Here is an 18,758-nt window from a genome sequence, read left to right as displayed (position 1 = left end):
ACGGTGTCTCGGTGGCTCCCGGCGGGCCGCTGCCGATGCGGCGGGCGCCGGGCGGACATGGCCGCGCTGGCGCGGCGGCTCCGGCGGGCCGCTGCCGATGCGGCGGGCGCCGGGCGGACATGGCCGCGCTGGCGCGGCGGCTCCGGCGGGCCGTTGCCGATGCGGCGGACGCCGGGCGGACAGGGCCGCGCTGGCGCGGCGGCTCCGGCGGGCTGCTGCCGATGCGGCCGGCGCCGGGTGGACAGGGCCGCGCTGGCGCGGCTGCTACCGGTCGTAGCGGGTCTCCGCCTGCTCCGTTTCCGTATAGACCGCGATGAGCACGACCGCCGTGTCTTCGCCGATATTGCGCACGAGATGCGGAACACAGGCGTTCCAGCTGAAGGAGTCGCCTTCGCCGAACTCCGCCGCGTCCTCCCCCTGCTCGGCATAGATGCGGCCCCGTACGACGAGATGCACCTCCTCGCCCTCGTGCGCCCGCGGCTCCTCTCCCGTCGAACCGCCGGGCGGCAGCTCGACGAGCATCATCCGCATGCTCTTCGCGGCGCCCAGGTGCTCGACCTTCAGCCGTTCCGGCCCGCTCGTCGTGATCTTACGTTCCCCCTGGCGGACGATCCGCATGCGCTCCTCCTTCTTCAGCAGCAAGTACGCGAGCGGCACGCCCAATGCGCCAGCGATATTTTCCAGCGTTGCGATGGACGGGGACGTCTTATTCGTCTCGACCTGGCTCATGAAGCCTTGGGACAGGCCGGTATCTTCGCAAATTCGCGCGATGGTGATGTTCTTGCGCTTCCGGATCGCCCGGATATTCGTGCCGATGTCCATACGCCGACCCCTCTCCATAAAATATTAGCGATATGCATGTTTCATTTATATTATCAATTTTCCGGTTGACACGCTATTCTGTCCAGAAGTAAATTAGAGATATAAAATTTATATCTGTATCGCTAATATTGCGGGTTCGTAAAGCTGCGCAGTGGCTTCGCGCCGACGCCGGACGGCCTACAACCCATGAAGGAGCTGATGTACGATGATGCCCGCTTATTTCTTCGCGCACGGCGCGCCATCCCTCGTGCTGGAGCGGCATGCCTACACCGATTTTCTCACCGGTTTCGCGGCCGGCTTGCCGAAGCAGCCGAAGGCGATCGTCCTGTTTTCCGCCCACTGGGAACACACGACGCAGATGATAAGCACCGCCGACACGTACGAGACGATCTACGATTTCTCAGGGTTTCCGGACGCTCTGTATCGCATTACTTATCCGGCCCGAGGGGACCTTCAGCTTAGCGAAGACATCCGCGCGTTGTTCGCCCGGCACGGCATCCCGAGCCGGTTCGACGGCGAGCGAGGCCTGGATCACGGGGCCTGGGCCGTCCTGAAGCTGCTTTTCCCCGATGCCGGCGAGATTCCGGTCGTGGCGCTGTCCGTGAATCGGCAGCTGACCAACGGAGAGCAGTACCGCATCGGCAGCGCGCTGGCGGAGCTTCGGGAGCAAGACGTGCTTATTATCGGCAGCGGCGGCACCGTCCATAGTCTGCGGAGGCTGAGCTGGGGCGCCGAAACCGCGGACGACTGGGCGCTGACGTTCGATGCCTGGCTGCAGGAGAAGCTCGAAGCGTGGGACACCGAGGCGCTGTTCGATTACCGCAACAGGGCGCCGCACGCTGCCGAAGCCGTGCCCACGAACGAGCACTTCATTCCGCTGCTCATCGCGATGGGCGCCGGCAGCCCAACCCGCAGAGCCGCCCTGCTGCACCGCAGCTACCAGCTCGGCAGCTTGAGCTTGAGCTGCTGGCAGTTCGGTTAACGGGCTGAGGGGTGCCGAGAACCGGCTCAGGCGTGCGTGTGCGAGGCGCCCGGCTGAAATAACCGTGCCGGCGGCTTGATTGCGAAAAGGCCCGCGATCCTTTTGGGATTGCGGGCCTTGTTTGCCTTTGACGCGGGCGGCGCCGGCGGGCGAGGGTCGCCGCGGTCACGGGCTCCAGCGTGCTGCAGCGCTGTGAAGGCCGCGGGTCACTACGCGCGGGCGGTGCTGGCGAGGGCCGCGAGCCGCGGGGACATGCGCGCGGCGGCGCAGGCTAGTGCCGCGAGCCGCGGAACGTGACGCCGCTGGCGAGGGCCGCGAGCGGCTGCGGGCCACTGCGCGTGGCGGCGCCGGCGGGTGCCGCGAGCTGCCGCGGGCTCCTGCACAGGCCAATGCCGTGGCGCCGGCACCGAACGCAAACTTTCGCGGCCACCAGAGCCGCTATTTGCGTCAAAATAGGCCGCCCGGCATTTGAGCGGCCACACGTTCCGCTATTGGTCCAAAAAGCGGCATAATTGCTTGCCCGACAAGCCAATAAGCGCTCCTGTGGCCGCGAAACGAAGATTTTGCGCCGATTCGCCCAAATAGCGGCTCTCCTGTCCGCTTGGCCGCGACGGCGTTGAATAAATACCACCCGCCACCGCGGGCTCCTGCACGCAGTCGCACTAGCGAGGACCGCGGTCGGCCGTGGCCGCAGCGCTGGTGAGGGCGGCCGCGAAACTCCTGCTTGTGGCAGTGCCGGCGAGGGCGTTGGCCGGCCACGCCGCGGCAGGCCACTGGCGCCGGCACCGGCACCGACCTCCAATTGGCTGCGGGCGCGAAGCTTGCGGTGCGGCCGCCGCAATCCTTCGTGCACCCGCAGTTCTACCGCTTCGCCCGCCCTACTCCCACGGATACTTCGTCAGCAAATAGTCCGCGAACTTCTTGCTCTCTTCCCGCCGGTGCTTCCGCAGCTGCGTGCGGTACTCCGCCGTCTCGAAGAGCTTCCGCTCCTCGTCCGTCTCCGGGATAACGCCCGGCACGGGGATGGGCCGATTATGGTCGTCCAAGGCGACGAAGGTCAGGAACGCCGTGGCCGCGATCGTGCGGTCGCCGGTGCGCATGTCCTCGCGAATCACTTTGACGAACACCTCCATGGAGCTCGTGCCCGTATGCGTGATGAACGACTCCAGCGACACGGAGTCGCTCGGCCGGATCGGCTGCAGGAAGTCGACGGAGTCCGTGGACGCCGTCACGGCCGCAGCCCGGCACAGCTTGGAGACGGAGATCGACGCGATGTCGTCGATGTACGCCATCAGCTTGCCGCCGAACAGCGTGTTGTGGTTGTTGACGTCGGTCGGAAACACGCGGGACACCTTGAAGCAGCGCGTCTCGCGAATGAATTTCGGTTGCATGCGTTCACTCCGCTCTCTTCGAAGATCCTGTTCCACCGGATGAATTCGAGACCGGCAGCAATTCTCCTGTTTTATCCCGGATCAGCTCGGACACGGTCACGAGTTTGAAGCCTCTGCGCTCCAGCTCCGGCAGGATCTCCTGCAGCGCCTTCACCGTATGTACGGCGCTCCCCGACACGTAGTCGTGCAGCAGCACGATGTCGCCGCTGCGCGCGTTCTTCAGCACCTTGTTCACGATATGCCGCACCCCGGGGCTGCGCCAGTCCTCGGTATCCTGGTGCCACGACCAGAGCACGGTCGTATACCCGAGCTTCCGCGCGATATCAATCGACTTGTCGTTATAGTATCCGCCCGGCGGACGGAACAGGAACGGCTTTTTGCCGGTCAGCCGCATCAGCGAACGGTCGGTGCGCGCGATTTCCCGCTGGATCGTCTCGGACGCGACCCCTCCGGTGAAGAACACATGATTGAACGTATGATTGGCCACTTCATGCCCCTCCGCGATCTCCCGCCTCACGATGTCCGGATATTTCTCCACCCGGTTGCCGATGACGAAGAAGGTCGCTTTAGCGCGATACTGCTTGAGCAGATCGAGAATCCGGTTCGTCGTCCGCGGGTCGGGACCATCGTCGAACGTCAAGGCGAGCTCCTTGCGCGCGAGCGGCAGCTCCCAGATGACGTCCCCCCTGCTTTCGTAAAAATGCCGATCCTTTCGGGGAAGCCCGAAGCCGCACAGCACGGCCAAACCAATCGCGACCGCCAGCAAACGTAACCCCGTATGACGCATACCGCAACCTCCTTGCCCAGTCGGAGGACCCGACTGCGATCAACCTTTACTATGGCGCGGAGAGCGGCGTTTTATGCCGCGCGCGGCAAAGTCGCGGCACAGGTGTACCGAAGCGGCTAGCCGTTGCGCGGGCAACAAAAAAGGAGAACGCCAGAAGGCGTCCCCGATCCTTTAACCCTATACGTGCTTCGCGCCGTAAACCTTTCGCGCCGCGAATCGAACCGTTGTCTTACGATGTCTTACGTTCCCTTCCCTTACGTTCCCTTACGATACTTTCGACGTCGCATGCGTCCGCGGCTTCGAGGCGTCGAAATGCTCCATGTCGATGCCGCTCCAGATGTTGCCCGCGTCGAATTTCTCCGGATGGTCGAACACGAGGAACGCGGACGGCAGGTAGCGCATGCCGTATTTGCTCGATGGTTTGTTGACGACCGCGTTGTCCTTCACGAGCACGGTCGAGGAGCCGCCGTCCAGGTTCGCAGCCGTGACCGCGCCCCGCGCCAGCAGCAGCTTCTGGATGTCGTACAGCGTCGCGCCGACGGAATAGCCCGGCTGGCGGCCGTCGATGACGACGAACATGATCGTGCCGTCCTTCTGCTGCGCCATGACGGTCCGCGGCGCGATGCCCCAGCCGTCGGCTTCATTCTTGATCAATCCTTTGCCGTTGACGATGAACTTCGGCTGGAACGTGACGGCGTCCTGGACGCCCATCTTGAGCAGCTGCGAAGGCTTGTAGCGGCCGGCCACCATCAGGCCGTCGCGGTCGATGCCGACGACGTTGACCGGCGCCTCCATGCCATCGCCCTTATAGAGGACCTTGCCGCCGGACATGACGATGCCAGCCGGTTTGAAGCCGTTGCCGTCCCAGTTCGGGTCGTCGAACGCCCCGCCGTTGACGCCGGCGATCGCGCCCGTGCGCTTCACCATGCTGAGCACCGTTTCGCCGGAGCCGACGATGCTCGTCGTGGCGACGCGGATCATTTTCGGATCGTGCACGTACATGATGTAGCCCTTGTACTTCGCAGTCGAGATCCGTTCCAGCCGCACGTCGCTCGCGGGATGCGCGGCCAAGTCGACGTTATGCTCGTCCTTGATCTGGCCCATATCGTCGAACTGCTTGGTGTAATCCGCCACCCGGCGGTCGAGCTCGCTCTGGCCGATCAGGTACTTGGCGAGGTAGCGGTGCTGGCTCGTGATGAGCGTGTCCGCCATCATGTAGCGGAGATTCGAGCCCGACGGCGTCAGGTAAAACCAGCCCGCTCCGCCGAACACCGCGAGCAGAAGGATGGCCATAACGAGCGTCAACCGCCTTCTCCACCGCTTGGGCTTGCCCGGTTTCTTGTAACGTTTGCTTTTATAATGAGGCTCGAACGGAGCCTGCGTCTGCGTGTCCATGCGATTCTCCTTTGCTAGCGCGTAGTTGGCGAAATTGCCGATGTCCAAAACAAAACGGACGTTCGCCGTCCGCCGTTATCACCCACTATACGCCCGCTAGCTTAAGAGAAGCTGAAAATCCGCCGTGCAAATGATGGAAGCCTGGTGGTACACGCCCCGCGAGGCTACTGCAGGTCGACCTGCAGCACCTGCGGCAATCGCTGAATGAGGCGCAGCAGCCGTTCCTCGTCCTCGGCGCCAGCCACCCTAACGGCCATGTCCAAGCGCAGCTCCGGCTCGCCGCCTTCCCGCCGCTTCTCGGCATGGAACTGCAGCACGGCGATGCCGGCCGACTTCAGCGCGTCCTGCAGCGCCTCGACCGCGCCGTCCTCGTCGCGCAGCCGCACGGTCAGCTGCTCGTTCTTCGGCGCCGCGATCCAGCCGAACCCGCTGTGCAGCAGCTTCTGGGCGGCCAAGAGGACAACGGTCACGCCGATGCCGAGCACGTAGAGGCCGGCGCCGACCGCCATGCCGATGCCAGCCGTAGCCCAGATGCCCGCGGCGGTCGTCAGGCCCTTGACCGTCTGGCGCTGCGTGAAGATCATTCCCGCACCGAGGAAGCCGACCCCGCTGACAACCTGCGCGGCGATCCGCGACGGATCGAGCCCGACGCCGTCTTCGCCCAGCATATCCGCGAACGCGTACTTGGACAGCACCATCATGAGCGCGGAGCCGACCGCCACGACGAAATGCGTCCGGATGCCCGCTTCCTTCATCCGATTCTTCCGCTCGTAGCCGATCAGCAGCCCGCACGCGCCCGCGACGACGATGCGCAGCAGCATTTCGTACTCCACGGTCCCCGCCTCCTTTCATCCACTATTTGTACGCCAATTCGGCTGCGATTCAAACACTCCCTAATTATGGCACTCCCTTCGCGGTCCTGCCAGTCCCGGCCGGCACGTGATATCCAATACCGCACAGGCGGGATACGAAAAGAGAAGACCGCGGCGGCCTTCTCTCGCAACTGCGCCCTCTTCCCTCTTCCCCGCGCCACCAGCCGTGGACGGCTCGTGACAGGTGCGGCGTCCCCGGCCCGCGCCCGCGTCCTTGCGCTCAGTGCGGCTCCGCAGCGTACGGCGTCCCGCACGGACCGCCGCCCTCGCCGCGGGCAACCGTCACGACGCGCCCGTCCGCCGCGTGCAGGTCGTCGTGGATATGATGCCCGAGCCGCAGCGTCGACGCGCCGACGTAATGGCAGATGAATGACTGGCGGAACCGGTTCGCCGAGCGGTTCGGGTAGGAGCCGTGAATCGTGCTGCCGTTGAAGAACAGCACATCCCCGGCCCGCATGTCGGCCGGCACGACGACCGCCCCTTCGGGCAGGTCGACTTCGTCGGGAAAGTACGACAGCGACGGATCCGCTTCATGCGGGCATTGGATGGCTTCGTGCTGCGTCCTCGGCACGAGCACGAGACCGCCGTTCTCCTGGTCGGCGTCGTCGATCGCCGTCCAGGCGGCGATGCATGTCCCCGGCTCCGCACGCAAATAATAATTGTCCTGGTGCAGCGCCTGACCCCTCGCCCCCGGCGGCTTGAAGTAAAACATACTCTGCGCCGCCAGCGGTTCCTCGCCGAACAGCTCCGCGAGCGCGGCCATGACCCGGGGCGCCAGCATGTACGCCCGCGCGGTCGCCAAGACCCGGTGCGGGTACAGAATGCGCGGATACATCAGCAGCGGCTCCCCCTCGGCCTCCTCGAACGTCTTCGGCTCGAAATACCCCGGGATGCCGCCCTGCTTCACGACCTGCGCGAAGCACGCGCGAATCTCCTCCACCTGCGCGGGCCCGAACAGTCCTCTCGCGATTACATAGCCTTCCTCCGCGAACTGCTTCCACTGCGCGTCCGTCAAGATCGTCCCGATCGCCATCGCTCACCGCTCCCGTTTTGTGATACGTTTATTGTAAGCGGCATCAGGCGCGCCCGGAAATGAAGGCGAAGGCTGTCGTGCTGTACAAAACGGCTGCGGAACGCGCGGCCCGGGGAGGCAGACGGGTGCCGAACAAGTATTTGTACGAATACGAGCAGGAAACCGCGCCGACGTCCGGCGTGCTGATGGCGGACCATTTCCGCCAGCCCTACGGGTTCTACGGCCACCGGCCGCGGGGCACGGTCGACTGGCTGCTGATCTATACGGTCGCCGGAAGCGGCGACTTCCGCGTCGACGAAGCGGTGCTGACCGCCGGCCCCGGCGACGCCGTGCTGCTGCCGCCCGGCGTGCCGCATCATTACGCGGCGGGCGAGGACGGCGGCTGGGGGCTGCTGTGGACGCATTTTCTCCCGCTCCCGGAATGGCGGCCGTACCTCCGGCTGCCCCGGACCGGGGAGGGCCTGCACGCGGTCGCCGTCGCGGACGGAGCGGGCCGGGCGCGCCTCGAGGACGCATTCAGCCGCCTGATCGCCGATGCCCGCCGCGGCAGCCGGGCGGGGCAAGCGCTGGCCCTGCTGGCGCTGGCGGAGATTCTCATCCTGCTGCACGAGAGCGCCGAGCAGGAATGGCGCACGGGCGATGCGCCCATCGGCCAGGACGAACGCATCGCGGAGGCGCTGCTCTACATCGCGGACCATGCGCACGAATCGCTTGCGCCCGCGCTGCTCGCCCGCCGCGCCGGGCTGTCGGAATCGCGGTTCCGGCATCTCTTCAAGGCCGAGACCGGCAAGTCCGTCGCGGCCTGGGTCACGGAGACGCGGCTGCATCAGGCGGCCAAGCTGCTGGAGCTGACGAGCCGCCCCGTCGGCGAGATCGCGGCCTACGTCGGCTTCGATTCGGCCTATTACTTCACGCGCCGATTCACGGCCGCCTTCGGCGCGAGCCCGACGGCCTTCCGGCGGCTCGCCGCGGTACGGCGGGACGCGGCCGCGCGGGCGCCGGATCCGGATTAACGGCCTGCCTCGTGGGTGCAGACCGTCCAGCCGTCACGACCCATTTGAGAAGAAAGAAGGTACGCCTATGGACTGCCTCGGCTGCCGGATCGCGAACGGCCTGGAGCCGGACGCGAACGTCGTCTACGAGAACGAGACGCTGGCCTGCGTGCTCGATATCGCCCCGTTCAACGAAGGGCATTTGCTCCTTCTGCCCAAGCGGCACGTCCTCGACCTCGAGGACATGGATGCCGGCACCGCGCATGCGATCATGGACGCCGCGCGGCTGCTGTCCGCGCTGCTCAAGCGGACGTTCCGCCCGGACGGCATCACGATGTGCCAGAACGGCGGCCGGTTCAACGACCTCGGCCACTACCACCTGCACCTCATCCCCCGTTATGAGGGCGACGGGTTCTCGTGGAGCGAGCCGCTCCGCCCGCACGGCGCCGAGCGAAGGCTCGCGGCCACGAAAGCGAAGCTCGCCGCAGCGCTCGACGGGCATTCACCCGAAACGGACGAGCGGCCTCGCTAGAGGGGCGGATCACGGGCGGCATTTGCCAGTCCGACATTCGCCGTTCCGTTGCCGCAGCCGTCTCCGTACAGTGTGTTAGCACGCAATCGGAGGAGGCCCGTAACAATTGCATGACCGCAAAAGCAACCCGCCGCCCCGTCGACGCGGCAGCAAGTCCTGCTGCTGCAGCCCCAAGAAGCGGCCTTGCCATAGCAGGCTAAGCAGGACGGAATTCCAACGGCTCGTCCATATCCTAGAAGGCATTGAACACGCTCTTCCCGCCGCGCTCCGGTCGCCGGAGGATGGCGTAAGCCATCCCCTGCTGCTGCAGTTCGCGCGGCTGAAAGCATTCGTCACCTCGGCGAAACTATGCCGCAAGAGCCGCCTCGTGCGGCTGCTCGGCGACGCGATCCGGCTGCTCGCGAGCGTCGAGCTCGCGCAAGGCAACAAGTTGGGCACCGTCGGTCAGCTCGTGAACCAGCTGTTCGTGACCATCCAGCCCGTCAATCTGACGGTGTCGCAGCAAAACGTCTTTTTGACGCGCATTGACAGCATCAACGTGGTGATCAATGAGTTTCAAGGCCCGCCGGGGCCGCAGGGTGATACCGGGCCGCAAGGCGAAACCGGGCCCCAGGGCGAAGCCGGGCCGCAAGGCGAAACCGGGCCGCAAGGCGAAACTGGGCCCCAGGGCGAAGCCGGGCCGCAAGGCGAAACCGGGCCCCAGGGCGAAGCCGGCCCCCAGGGCGATACCGGGCCCCAGGGCGATACCGGGCCCCAGGGCGATACCGGGCCGCAAGGCGAAACCGGGCCCCAGGGTGAAACCGGGCCGGAAGGTCCCGAAGGCCCTGCGGGCACGTTTTCACCCGTGTACGCGAACGTCTTCGATATGGGCCCTCAGACGCTCATTGCCGATCAGCCCGTCCGATTCAATCAATTCGACCAGCCGGGATCGGTGATGGCGGGCGGCATCACCGCCGACGCGACCTCGCTCACCGTGCCGGTCTCGGGCGACTACGCGGTCGATTGGCTCGTGTCCTTCCTCCCGGTATCCGGACAAAATCATTGCGCCTTCGCCATCTTCGTCAACAACGACGCGCAGCTGTCGACCTCGTCCGGAGTCGCCGAGTTCCCGGACACGCAGACGAACAACGTCGGTGCGCAGGCGATTATCGCGCTCGCCGCGGGCGACGTGGTCGAACTCCGCGCCACCATTCCGGATACGAGCACGCAGACGCAGATTCAGCTCAGCAGCTCGATTCAATACCCGCCGTTTGGCGGCGTCGCCGAACAGCCGATCGCCAGCGCCTCGCTCCGGCTGTTCTGGCTCGGCACCGGCTGACGCCCGCGCGCCGGCCGCGCAAGCCAAAAAAATCTCCGCCGCGCGGCCCGTATCGGCCCGCACGGCGGAGATTTTCGCGTTCATGTCATTTCCTTCGTTTATACCATGACTTTGCAGATGTCGTTCGTGAATGCCACCGGATCCTGGATCGGCAGTCCCTCGATGAGCAGCGCCTGGTTGTACAGCAGCTGCGTGTACAGGTTCAGCTTCTCGTTATCCTTCTCCGCGGCTTCCTTCAGCGACTGGAACACCGGATGGTTCACGTTGATTTCCAGCACCTTCTCGGCTTGGATGCCTTCGTTGTTCGGCATCGCGCTCAGGATCTTCTCCATCTCGATGGACAGCTCGCCCTCGCTCGTGAGGCAGACCGGGTGGCTCTTCAGCCGCTTGGACGCCTTGACCTTCGTCACCTTGCCGCTCAGCAGCGTCTGCATCTGCTCGAACAGCGCCTTGCTGGACGGGTCCTCCGCTTCCTGCTTCTCGTCCGCGTCCGGCTCGATGCCGAGGTCGCCGCTCGAGACCGACTTGAACGCCTTCTCCTTGTACGTCATGATCGCCTTGATCGCGAACTCGTCGATGTCGTCGGTGAAGTACAGGATCTCATAGCCCTTATCCGCCACGAGCTCCGTCTGCGGCAGCTTCTCGATGCGCTCGATCGAGCCGCCCGTCGCGTAGTAGATGAACTTCTGGTCTTCCGGCATGCGCGCGACGTATTCATCCAGCGAGACGAGTTTGTTCTCCTTGGAGGAGTGGAACAGCAGCAGATCCTGCAGCATGTCCTTGTTCACGCCGAAATCATTATACACGCCGAACTTCAGCTGGCGGCCGAATGCCTTGTAGAATTTCTCGTAGTTCTCGCGCTCGTCCTTCAGCAGGCTAAGCAGCGTGCTCTTGATTCTGTTCTTGATGTTCTTCGCGATCAGCGTCAGCTGGCGGTCGTGCTGCAGCATTTCGCGGGAGATGTTGAGGGACAGGTCCTCGGAGTCCACCATCCCTTTCACGAAGCTGAAGTAGTCCGGCAGCAGGTCGGCGCATTTGTCCATGATCAGGACGCCGTTGGAGTAGAGCTCGAGCCCTTTCTCGTACTCCTTCGTGTAATAGTCGAACGGCGTGTTCTCCGGCACGTACAGGATCGCCCGATAGACGACCGCGCCGTCCGCGCTGATGTGAATATGCTTGAGCGGCTTGTCGAAGCCGTAGCGCTTCTCGTGGTAAAACGCTTCATAGTCCGCGTCGGTCAGCTCGTTTTTGTTTTTGCGCCAGATCGGCACCATGCTGTTGATCGTCTGCTCTTCCGTGTACGCTTCGAATTCCGGCGTCTCGCCCTCGGCGGCGCCTTCCTTCGGCCGCTGGCCCGAGACGTCCATCTTGATCGGGTAGCGGATGAAGTCGGAATATTTCTTCACGATCGCGCGCAGGCGGTATTCTTCCAGGTACTCGTCGTAGTTGTCCTCGTCCGCGTTCGGCTTGATATGCAGCACGATCTCGGTACCGACCGTCGCTTTGTCCGCCGGCTCGATCGTGTAACCGTCGGCGCCTTCGGACTCCCACTTGAACGCCTGTGCGCTGCCGAGCGCGCGGCTCGTGACCGTCACGTGGTCCGCCACCATGAACGCCGCGTAGAACCCGACGCCGAACTGGCCGATGATGTTGTGGCCGTCCTTGCTCTCGTTCTCCTTCTTGAAGGCGAGCGAGCCGCTCTTCGCGATGACGCCGAGGTTGTTCTCGAGCTCCTCCTCGGTCATGCCGATGCCGGTGTCGGCGATCGTCAGCGTGCGGGCTTCTTTGTTCGCGGTGATTTTAATGAAATAGTCGGCGGCGTTGAACGCGATGTTGTCGTCGGTCAGCGCCTTGTAATAGATTTTATCGATCGCGTCGCTGGCGTTGGAGATCAGCTCCCGCAGGAAAATCTCCCGCTGCGTGTAGATGGAGTTGATCATCATTTCGAGCAGTCGCTTGGACTCGGCTTTGAACTCTTGCTTCACCATGTTACGGAACGCCCTCCCCGGTATGGAATGAATGATGTTAGCACTCAACCCATCGGAGTGCTAACGCTACTTCCTTTTATAGCATAATTAGCGGGCCGGGCTCAAGCCCGAACTTGAAGAAACTAAGTTCCCAAGCCGCGGGCGGTGCCGGATTCGTGCGGACGGAGGCAGGGCGCCGGTCATGCAGGTTGCTGAGTCACCTTCTGCGTCGCGACGGCGCACCGAGCGCCGCTTCCCCAACACCGAACGCCGCCCCCCGACACCGCGCGCCGCCACCCCAAGCCGCCAGGCAGCGGACCGTGCCGTCAGCCGCCCGAGCTGCTCTTCCTTCGCCCGCCTTAGCAAAATGTGCTTCCCCCTCTGGGATGAAATCGGAGCCTCGGTTGTGCTACAATACGAGGATTGAACACCCCCAAGGAGGCTGCTTCGCACTATGCTCATCATCGGAATCGCCGGGGGGACCGGCTCCGGCAAAACGACGGTCGCGCGCTCCGTCATCGAACGGCTCGGCACGAACGACGTTACGTTCATTTCCCAGGACAATTACTATAAAGATCATCCCCATCTCTCCATGGCCGAACGGGAAGCGCTCAACTACGACCACCCGCTCGTCTTCGACAACGAGCTGTTGATCGCGGATCTGAAGCAGCTGCGGGACGGCCAATCCGTGCAGGCGCCGGTTTATGATTTTACCATCCATGCCCGCTCCAAGACCGAATCGGTCATGCTGCGCCCGAATCCGATCATCATCCTCGAAGGGCTGCACGTGCTGTCGGACGAGCGCCTGCGCGAGCTGCTGGACATCAAGGTGTTCGTGGACACGGACCCCGACGTGCGCATTCTCCGCCGGGTGCTGCGGGACATCGAGGAGCGCGGCCGGACGATCCAATCCATTCACCAACAATATCTGACCTCGGTGAAGCCGATGCACGAGGCGTTCATCGAGCCGTCCAAGAAATACGCGGACATCATCATCCCCGAAGGCGGCGAAAACCAGATCGGCATCGAGCTGCTGACGACGCTCACGGAGAAGTACGCCAAGAACGGCGGCGAGCTGCCGGGCGGCGTTATTGGACGTTAGCCCCAGGAATAAACGAACGGCAACGATGGTAGAAAACGACAGATAGAAAAGTACGAATAGAAAATTACGAATAGAAACCGACGTCAGCCGGGGACGAGTCCCGGCTTTTTTGTCGTCCGCGGGCACGCGAACGGCGGACAACGACCGTCCTTTACGGAGGAGCATAAGGCGCGGACCATGCGCTCTCAGACGCGGTTTTTACCCATGTGGAATCATTGTGTGCAAATATGCAAAAAACTTAAATAAAATTAAGCCAACTTGTTCATGAAACCACCTGATATATAGTGCCTCCTTAAATTTCAACCAACCCCCGAACTCATTAAAAACGGGTAAATTTATACCCGCGTTAAATACATGAAAAAGCTGCCAGACAAGCTCAAACAGAAGAGAAAACCATGCGTCTCGCAGCGTCCGCGCCATCGGCTCGGCAAGCACGCCGGCGCGCGAGTTGTCCCCTGTCCCCCGGTTGGACGCGCCTTACTTCGAGCGGATCACCTCGCGGGGCGAAGAAGCCGGGGAAGGCCGGATGTCCGCCAGGACCCGAAAACGCGCAGGCGCGCTAGGACAGAGCCAGCGTCGCCGAGCGCCGGATCGTCGAAGGCACGTTGCGGACATGCGGACATGCCGGCGCGCCGAAGCTTCGAGGAAGCCAACCTGTGCGGGGCCGCGCCGGTCCGAATTCCGCAGCGGTTCGCGCCGCAGAGGCTGGAGATTGAGCACGGCAGCCGCAAGCAGACTGCCCGCGATGCGCGTCAACCTGTACCGTCGGAGCCGCGGCCGCGTGCGGCGGGACGAGCGTTCATCCTCGGGCTCCTCGAACCGAACCGCGCGAAAATGCTGATTCCGCGCGGCATTTCGGCTTTTCCCCTTCTCATCGGCTGCCCTTGTACGAAGAAGAATAAAAGAGGGAGGGCATGTAAGGTTTCATGATTCGCGTCTCGCTCACATATCTTTACCGTGTGCGATTCGAAGAGGAGGAGGCGGAAGCATGGACGCTTTCGTAGTGCGTTCGCTGGAGGAAATCCGGTTTTGGGCCAGGATCATGAAGGAGCATTCCTTGTTCCTGCGATTGGGGTTCCGCTGCGAAGACACGCAGCTGATCCAGGAAGCCAACGGCTTCTATACCGTGTTCGAGGGGATCGAAGCGAGGGCGCATGCTTTCACGGCCGCCGCCGACCCGCAGCAGATCCGCGCGTTCAACGCGGAGGTGCATAACGCCGTTTCCCACATCTGGGTATTCAAGCGCAAGGTGCTGGGGCTGATCTTAACCTGCCAGCTGCCCGGCGCCAACAATTTCCCGCTGCTCGTCGACCACGTGAGCCGGGAAGCGAATTACTTCCGGAATCGCCTCGCGGAGCTCAACAACGGACGGCTGGAGCCGCTGCCGGACGCGATTATCGACGAGAACGTGTTCTTCTTGAAGATCATGGCCGACCATGCGAAATTCATCGGACATCTGCTCGATCCGTCGGAACGGAAGCTGGTGGATCAAGCCCGGGAGTTCAGCCACGATTTCGACCAGCTGCTCTGGCAGGCCCAAGACTTGAGCTCGATGCGGCCGCAATCGCAGACCAAGCCGCTGCTGTCGCAGTTCCTGGACCAGAACCGCGTATCCGTCGCGAGCCTCCGCGACTTCAAGAAGACCGCGCGCGACCTCATCGAGGCGTGCCGGATCAAGAGCATTATCCATCCGCTGCTCGCCGATCACGTGTACCGGGAAGCCGTTCATTTCCTCGCCATCATCGATCTGTTCGAGCACGCGCTGACCGGTCAGGCCCCGGTGCCGCTGCCTGCCCCACACTAGAAGTATACGCATTTCCGCATTCAAACAGGCTGCCGAGTTGTGCTCGGCAGCCTGTCGTCGTTCGCCTGGCATTCGCGGCGCGCCCAGCCAGCCGGACGGACGGACAGGCCGCGCCGTTCTGCCGTTTACGCGTGCTTCAGCCTATAGAGGGTCGGATGCAGCCCCTTCAAACTCAGCGTCGCCACCGCTTCCCAGCTTAGCTGCAGCCGCTCGGCGGCCTCCCGCAAGGCCGCGTCCGCATCGGTGAGGCACAGGATGCCGCCGCCATGCGCGACGACGCGCTTCAGCTCGCGCAGCAGGTCCGCGTACAACGCGGGCAGCGACTCGCCGGCCGAGATCTGACGGCCGAACGGCAAATTGGTGACCGCCTTGTCCACGGCGCCCGCATCGATCGGCAGGCGGCGGGCGTCCCACTGCCGAATCGCCAGCCGCTCCCATTCTCCCGCGTTGCCGCGCGAAGCGGCCACCGCCTCCGGAGACAGATCGCCGCCGTCGAGACGGGCGAACGGATAGCCGAGCCGTTCGGTCAGGATCGTGCCCGAGCCGCAGCACGGGTCGAGGAACCGGTCCGCCGGCTCGGGGCGCGAAGCCCAGACGAGCGCATGCGCGACCGTGGGGCGCAGTGCCGCCGTCGTGAAGGCCCGCTCTCCGCCCCGATAGCGGTAGGCGGCATCCGTCAGCCGTACGGCGAAGAGCGCCTCGTCCTGGCATAGGTCGAGGCGGAATTCCACCTCGTGCCCGCCGAGCGCCTCCGCCCGCCAGCGCCGGTCCTGCCGCGCGATGCCTCGCGCAGCCGCTTCCGCCGCATCGAACCGGGAGTACGCATGCTTCCCCGTCCGGCCGGCGTTGACTTTAAAACGGACCGGCCCTCGGCCCGTCAGGGCACCTGCTGCCAGCCCCTCCAGGTCCGCGCGGAACACGGACTCCTCCAGATCGGCCAAATGCTTCTTATGCGGCCCGACGCGGAAGCGAAGAAGCGGCCGGTACAGGTTATCCGCCGTCCGCAGCGCCGTCAAGGCCTCGACGGGCAAGCCGGACGCAAAGAACACTTTCCCCCGCTCGCGCCTAAGCCCCGCGGCCTCCGGCAGTTTGAATCGAATTTCTTGTTCCAACAGAGGCTCAAGCCCCGGCAATACGGTCGCAAAATAAGGCGTCATCGCGTCCCGCTCCTTCGCATGGAATAGGCGGCGCAACGCAAAAAAGCGCAAATGGACCAAACGGCCATTCGCGCTTCGGCGCGCACCAATCGAACCCTCCCCATAAGGGAGAAGCCCGCGGCTGTACATGACGGCGGTTCCGTTTCTTGATGCCGCAAGCAGCAGGATGCCATGGCGAAACAAGACCCGAACCTCAGCGGTTTCGAATCGGTCGCCCAGCTGCTCTCCGGCTTATTCGATTGCGTTAACGAACCGCAACCGTCAAGAACACGGCCATCATCATCATGCACAACCCCTCCATTCCTACGAATACGGCTATTATATAACGCTTTCATGAGCGGCACAACCCGCATTCTCCGCGCCCGGCCGCGCCGGACAGAGAACGCGCCGGCACGGCCGGGCATGCACCGCGGCAGGAAGACGAACGCAAAAAGCGCCGGAAGGCCGCCGGAAGGCTGCTGCCGGGAGGCCGGGCTTGACGCCGTCCCCTCCGGCGCCTGGCGGGTGCGCCCCCCTGTACATCCCATTGCCGCCGGAGCCGCAGCGGTCCGAGCCGTCTGTCAGTCCGTTTCCTTGCCGGACTTGACCCACACGTCCGCGTATTCCGGATGGCGCTTAAACTGCGCCAGCGCGTACGAGCAGGCGGGGACGATTTTGCGCCCCTTCTCCCGCGCCTCGTCCACGACGAGGTTCAGCAGCCGCTTCGTGAGCGTGCCTCCGCGATACTTCGGATCCACGTACGTATGGTCCAGTACCCACGTGTCCGCGTCCGCCGGCCTGTACGTAATCTCGCCGATCGGCCCGGCCGCGCCTTTCAACATATAGCCGTTGTCGTGCTTCTCCGCGATTATCTCCTCCGCCGGAACCGTCTCCGGCCGCGCGTCGTTACCTTCGTTCATCGCGTTCCACCTCCCGTAATTTGCGATCCGCATGCTTGTTATTCTATACCCGCTCCGCACGGTTTTGATGCATGCCCCGGGCGGAACCATGCTTCGCGCGATACCGTACTCCGCCGCGCCGCGGCCCGCAGCCGGGGAGCTCCGGCGGCCCCGCGGGGTGTACCCAATCCGCCGCGGACCAGTCCCACTTGTTTCGCAAGTTCATAGAATATACTATACGAAAGCGAGGTGATGATTATGGCGATTCAATTTCTAGACCAGCGCATCTCCATCCACAGCGATAACTTCGGCGGCACGCAGGAGTTGTCCACGCTGCCCCTCTTGATCGGGGATATCGGCCTTCAAGTCGGAGCCGCGAATCCCGCGAATACGTCCAACGTCCGCGTCGCGCTGACGGGGACGGCCGTGATCGATTTCGTGACGGTCGTCGAGCCGCCGGCGGAACCGACCGTCGTGTCGCTTACGGTCGAGCGCGGCGGAGACGGAACGGCCGGAACGGGCGTGACGATTCTCAACCAGCAGTTCGAAATTTCGGCGCTCGGCCCGCTGTTTCCGATCAGCGTCACCGCCGCCGACTTCCCGCCGGCCGCGGACGTCCTGGCGGGTCAGATCCGCTACACGCTGTTCATCGCGAGTGACGGCCCCATTGATCTCATGCTGACCGGACCCGCCGTGTTCAATGGCACCGCCGCCGCGGGCGCGACGTAGGGATGCAGATTCACCTATAAGAGCAGCTCACGGCGCGTCGCCTGAGCTGCTTTTTGCATGCCGGAGTTCCCGCCCGCGGCTTCGCGGCAGCCCCGGACGCATGGCCGTCCGCCTATGAATCTCGCGAACGCGGCGCCGCCCACCCTGTGCCCCCGCGAACGCAAAAAAGACACGCCAGGCCGAAGCCCCCGTGTCCCGTCCGCATCGGCTCAGCGCGCCAGCAGCAGCGCGCGCAGCTCCGCGTAGCTCGACGCCTCGTGCGTCGGCTCGTGCCCGCTCTCGCGCGCCGCCCGGCGGTGGTTGAACCAGATGACCCGCCAGCCGGCCTCGAGCGCGCCGATCACATCGTTGCGCCACGAGTCGCCGACGTAGACGCTGTTTTCCGGCCGCGTGCCCGTCTGCGCGTTGGCGTGCCGAAACAGCCGCGCATCCGGCTTGTCCCAGCCGAGCGCGCCGGAGACGAACTGCAGCCCGTGCGGGATAAGCCCGTCCAGCCGCATCGCTTCGATCTTGCGGCGCTGATGCCCCGGCGCGCCGTTCGTGATCAAGCCGACCGCGTCGCCGCGGCGGATCAGCTCCTCCAGCAGTTCGCGCGCCCCGTCGAACATCGCAATGTCGTACTGGCAGGCGATGTAGGCCGCCTGCATCGCCTCCGCCTGCGCGTCCGTCAGCGCAAGGCCGAATTCGGCCATCGTCAGCTGAAACCGGCGCATCCGCATGTAATCCGTTGCCGCCCCCGCTTCCATGGCGCCCGCGCCGCCGAGCTCGAGCGACAGCATGTCGCTGTGGTAGCGCAGCCGGTGGTACGCCGCTTCGTACGGGAAGCCCGCGAGCGGAATCAGCGGTCCCGCGACCTGCTCCACCGTCTTGCGAAACGGAATCAAATGATCGTACAGCGTATCGTCCACATCAAAAAACACGGCCCTCTTGGCCTCGTCAAGTCTCATCCTGCCGTCACTCCTGCTTCATTCGTGCTCCGTCCGTGCCGCCCGAAGCG

17 protein-coding genes are annotated in these 18,758 nt (G+C 64.1%); 7 read left to right on the top strand and 10 right to left on the bottom strand.

Features of this window, described 5'->3' with window-relative positions:
• Positions 1-264: 264 nt before the first annotated feature.
• The gene (locus tag ACFPB1_RS11085) at positions 265-822 is read right to left on the bottom strand and encodes a helix-turn-helix domain-containing protein (protein WP_379225050.1); all 558 of its coding nucleotides are present in this window, start codon (positions 820-822) and stop codon (positions 265-267) included.
• 205 nt (positions 823-1,027) lie between these two features.
• On the opposite strand from ACFPB1_RS11085, the gene ACFPB1_RS11080 reads away from it, so the two are divergent.
• A complete protein-coding gene (locus ACFPB1_RS11080; protein WP_379225049.1) occupies positions 1,028-1,804 on the top strand; it encodes a DODA-type extradiol aromatic ring-opening family dioxygenase in 777 nt (258 codons plus the stop codon).
• Between the two features lie 878 nt (positions 1,805-2,682).
• Here the strand turns inward: ACFPB1_RS11080 and ACFPB1_RS11075 are convergent.
• From ACFPB1_RS11075 to ACFPB1_RS11055, 5 genes are all read right to left on the bottom strand, one after another.
• Positions 2,683-3,195: an acyl-CoA thioesterase gene (locus ACFPB1_RS11075; protein ID WP_379225047.1), complete on the bottom strand. Its 513-nt coding sequence runs from the start codon at positions 3,193-3,195 to the stop codon at positions 2,683-2,685.
• A 4-nt stretch (positions 3,196-3,199) separates the two neighbouring features.
• Complete coding sequence (locus tag ACFPB1_RS11070) at positions 3,200-3,982, bottom strand: polysaccharide deacetylase family protein (RefSeq protein WP_379225044.1); 783 nt, start codon at positions 3,980-3,982, stop codon at positions 3,200-3,202.
• Between the two features lie 264 nt (positions 3,983-4,246).
• Positions 4,247-5,377, bottom strand: a complete 1,131-nt coding sequence (locus ACFPB1_RS11065; RefSeq protein WP_379225042.1) for a phosphodiester glycosidase family protein — start codon at positions 5,375-5,377, stop codon at positions 4,247-4,249.
• A 164-nt stretch (positions 5,378-5,541) separates the two neighbouring features.
• The gene (locus tag ACFPB1_RS11060; protein ID WP_379225076.1) at positions 5,542-6,198 is read right to left on the bottom strand and encodes an MgtC/SapB family protein; all 657 of its coding nucleotides are present in this window, start codon (positions 6,196-6,198) and stop codon (positions 5,542-5,544) included.
• A gap of 271 nt (positions 6,199-6,469) precedes the next feature.
• Complete coding sequence (locus tag ACFPB1_RS11055) at positions 6,470-7,282, bottom strand: phytanoyl-CoA dioxygenase family protein (RefSeq protein WP_379225040.1); 813 nt, start codon at positions 7,280-7,282, stop codon at positions 6,470-6,472.
• 59 nt (positions 7,283-7,341) lie between these two features.
• On the opposite strand from ACFPB1_RS11055, the gene ACFPB1_RS11050 reads away from it, so the two are divergent.
• From ACFPB1_RS11050 to ACFPB1_RS11040, 3 genes are all read left to right on the top strand, one after another.
• Entirely contained in the window at positions 7,342-8,295 is a 954-nt protein-coding gene (locus ACFPB1_RS11050) for a helix-turn-helix domain-containing protein (RefSeq protein WP_379225038.1), read from the top strand.
• 67 nt (positions 8,296-8,362) lie between these two features.
• On the top strand, positions 8,363-8,806 hold the full coding sequence (locus ACFPB1_RS11045; protein WP_379225036.1) for an HIT family protein: 444 nt from the start codon (positions 8,363-8,365) through the stop codon (positions 8,804-8,806).
• A gap of 106 nt (positions 8,807-8,912) precedes the next feature.
• The gene (locus ACFPB1_RS11040) at positions 8,913-10,124 is read left to right on the top strand and encodes a hypothetical protein (RefSeq protein ID WP_379225034.1); all 1,212 of its coding nucleotides are present in this window, start codon (positions 8,913-8,915) and stop codon (positions 10,122-10,124) included.
• A gap of 98 nt (positions 10,125-10,222) precedes the next feature.
• Here the strand turns inward: ACFPB1_RS11040 and htpG are convergent, their stop codons facing one another.
• Positions 10,223-12,112, bottom strand: a complete 1,890-nt coding sequence (gene htpG, locus ACFPB1_RS11035) for a molecular chaperone HtpG (RefSeq protein ID WP_379225032.1) — start codon at positions 12,110-12,112, stop codon at positions 10,223-10,225.
• A gap of 433 nt (positions 12,113-12,545) precedes the next feature.
• Between htpG and udk the strand changes: the two genes are divergently transcribed.
• Complete coding sequence (udk, locus tag ACFPB1_RS11030; protein ID WP_379225030.1) at positions 12,546-13,193, top strand: uridine kinase; 648 nt, start codon at positions 12,546-12,548, stop codon at positions 13,191-13,193.
• Between the two features lie 988 nt (positions 13,194-14,181).
• The gene (locus ACFPB1_RS11025; RefSeq protein WP_379225029.1) at positions 14,182-14,997 is read left to right on the top strand and encodes a DUF2935 domain-containing protein; all 816 of its coding nucleotides are present in this window, start codon (positions 14,182-14,184) and stop codon (positions 14,995-14,997) included.
• Positions 14,998-15,122: 125 nt separating this feature from the next.
• Here the strand turns inward: ACFPB1_RS11025 and ACFPB1_RS11020 are convergent, their stop codons facing one another.
• Complete coding sequence (locus ACFPB1_RS11020) at positions 15,123-16,154, bottom strand: methyltransferase domain-containing protein (RefSeq protein ID WP_379225027.1); 1,032 nt, start codon at positions 16,152-16,154, stop codon at positions 15,123-15,125.
• Between the two features lie 560 nt (positions 16,155-16,714).
• A complete protein-coding gene (locus ACFPB1_RS11015; protein ID WP_379225026.1) occupies positions 16,715-17,053 on the bottom strand; it encodes a GNAT family N-acetyltransferase in 339 nt (112 codons plus the stop codon).
• Positions 17,054-17,290: 237 nt separating this feature from the next.
• Between ACFPB1_RS11015 and ACFPB1_RS11010 the strand changes: the two genes are divergently transcribed.
• Positions 17,291-17,761, top strand: coding sequence for a hypothetical protein (locus tag ACFPB1_RS11010; protein ID WP_379225024.1), 471 nt, complete (start codon positions 17,291-17,293; stop codon positions 17,759-17,761).
• 209 nt (positions 17,762-17,970) lie between these two features.
• Here ACFPB1_RS11010 and ACFPB1_RS11005 read toward each other — a convergent pair whose 3' ends face one another.
• A complete protein-coding gene (locus ACFPB1_RS11005) occupies positions 17,971-18,708 on the bottom strand; it encodes an HAD family hydrolase (protein ID WP_379225022.1) in 738 nt (245 codons plus the stop codon).
• Between the last annotated feature and the right edge of the window lie 50 nt (positions 18,709-18,758).

It is taken from the genome of Paenibacillus sp. GCM10023250, from assembly GCF_042653205.1.
In the GTDB taxonomy this organism is placed as follows: Bacteria; Bacillota; Bacilli; order Paenibacillales; family Paenibacillaceae; genus Paenibacillus_Z.
This window is presented reverse-complemented; position numbering and strand designations above follow the sequence as displayed.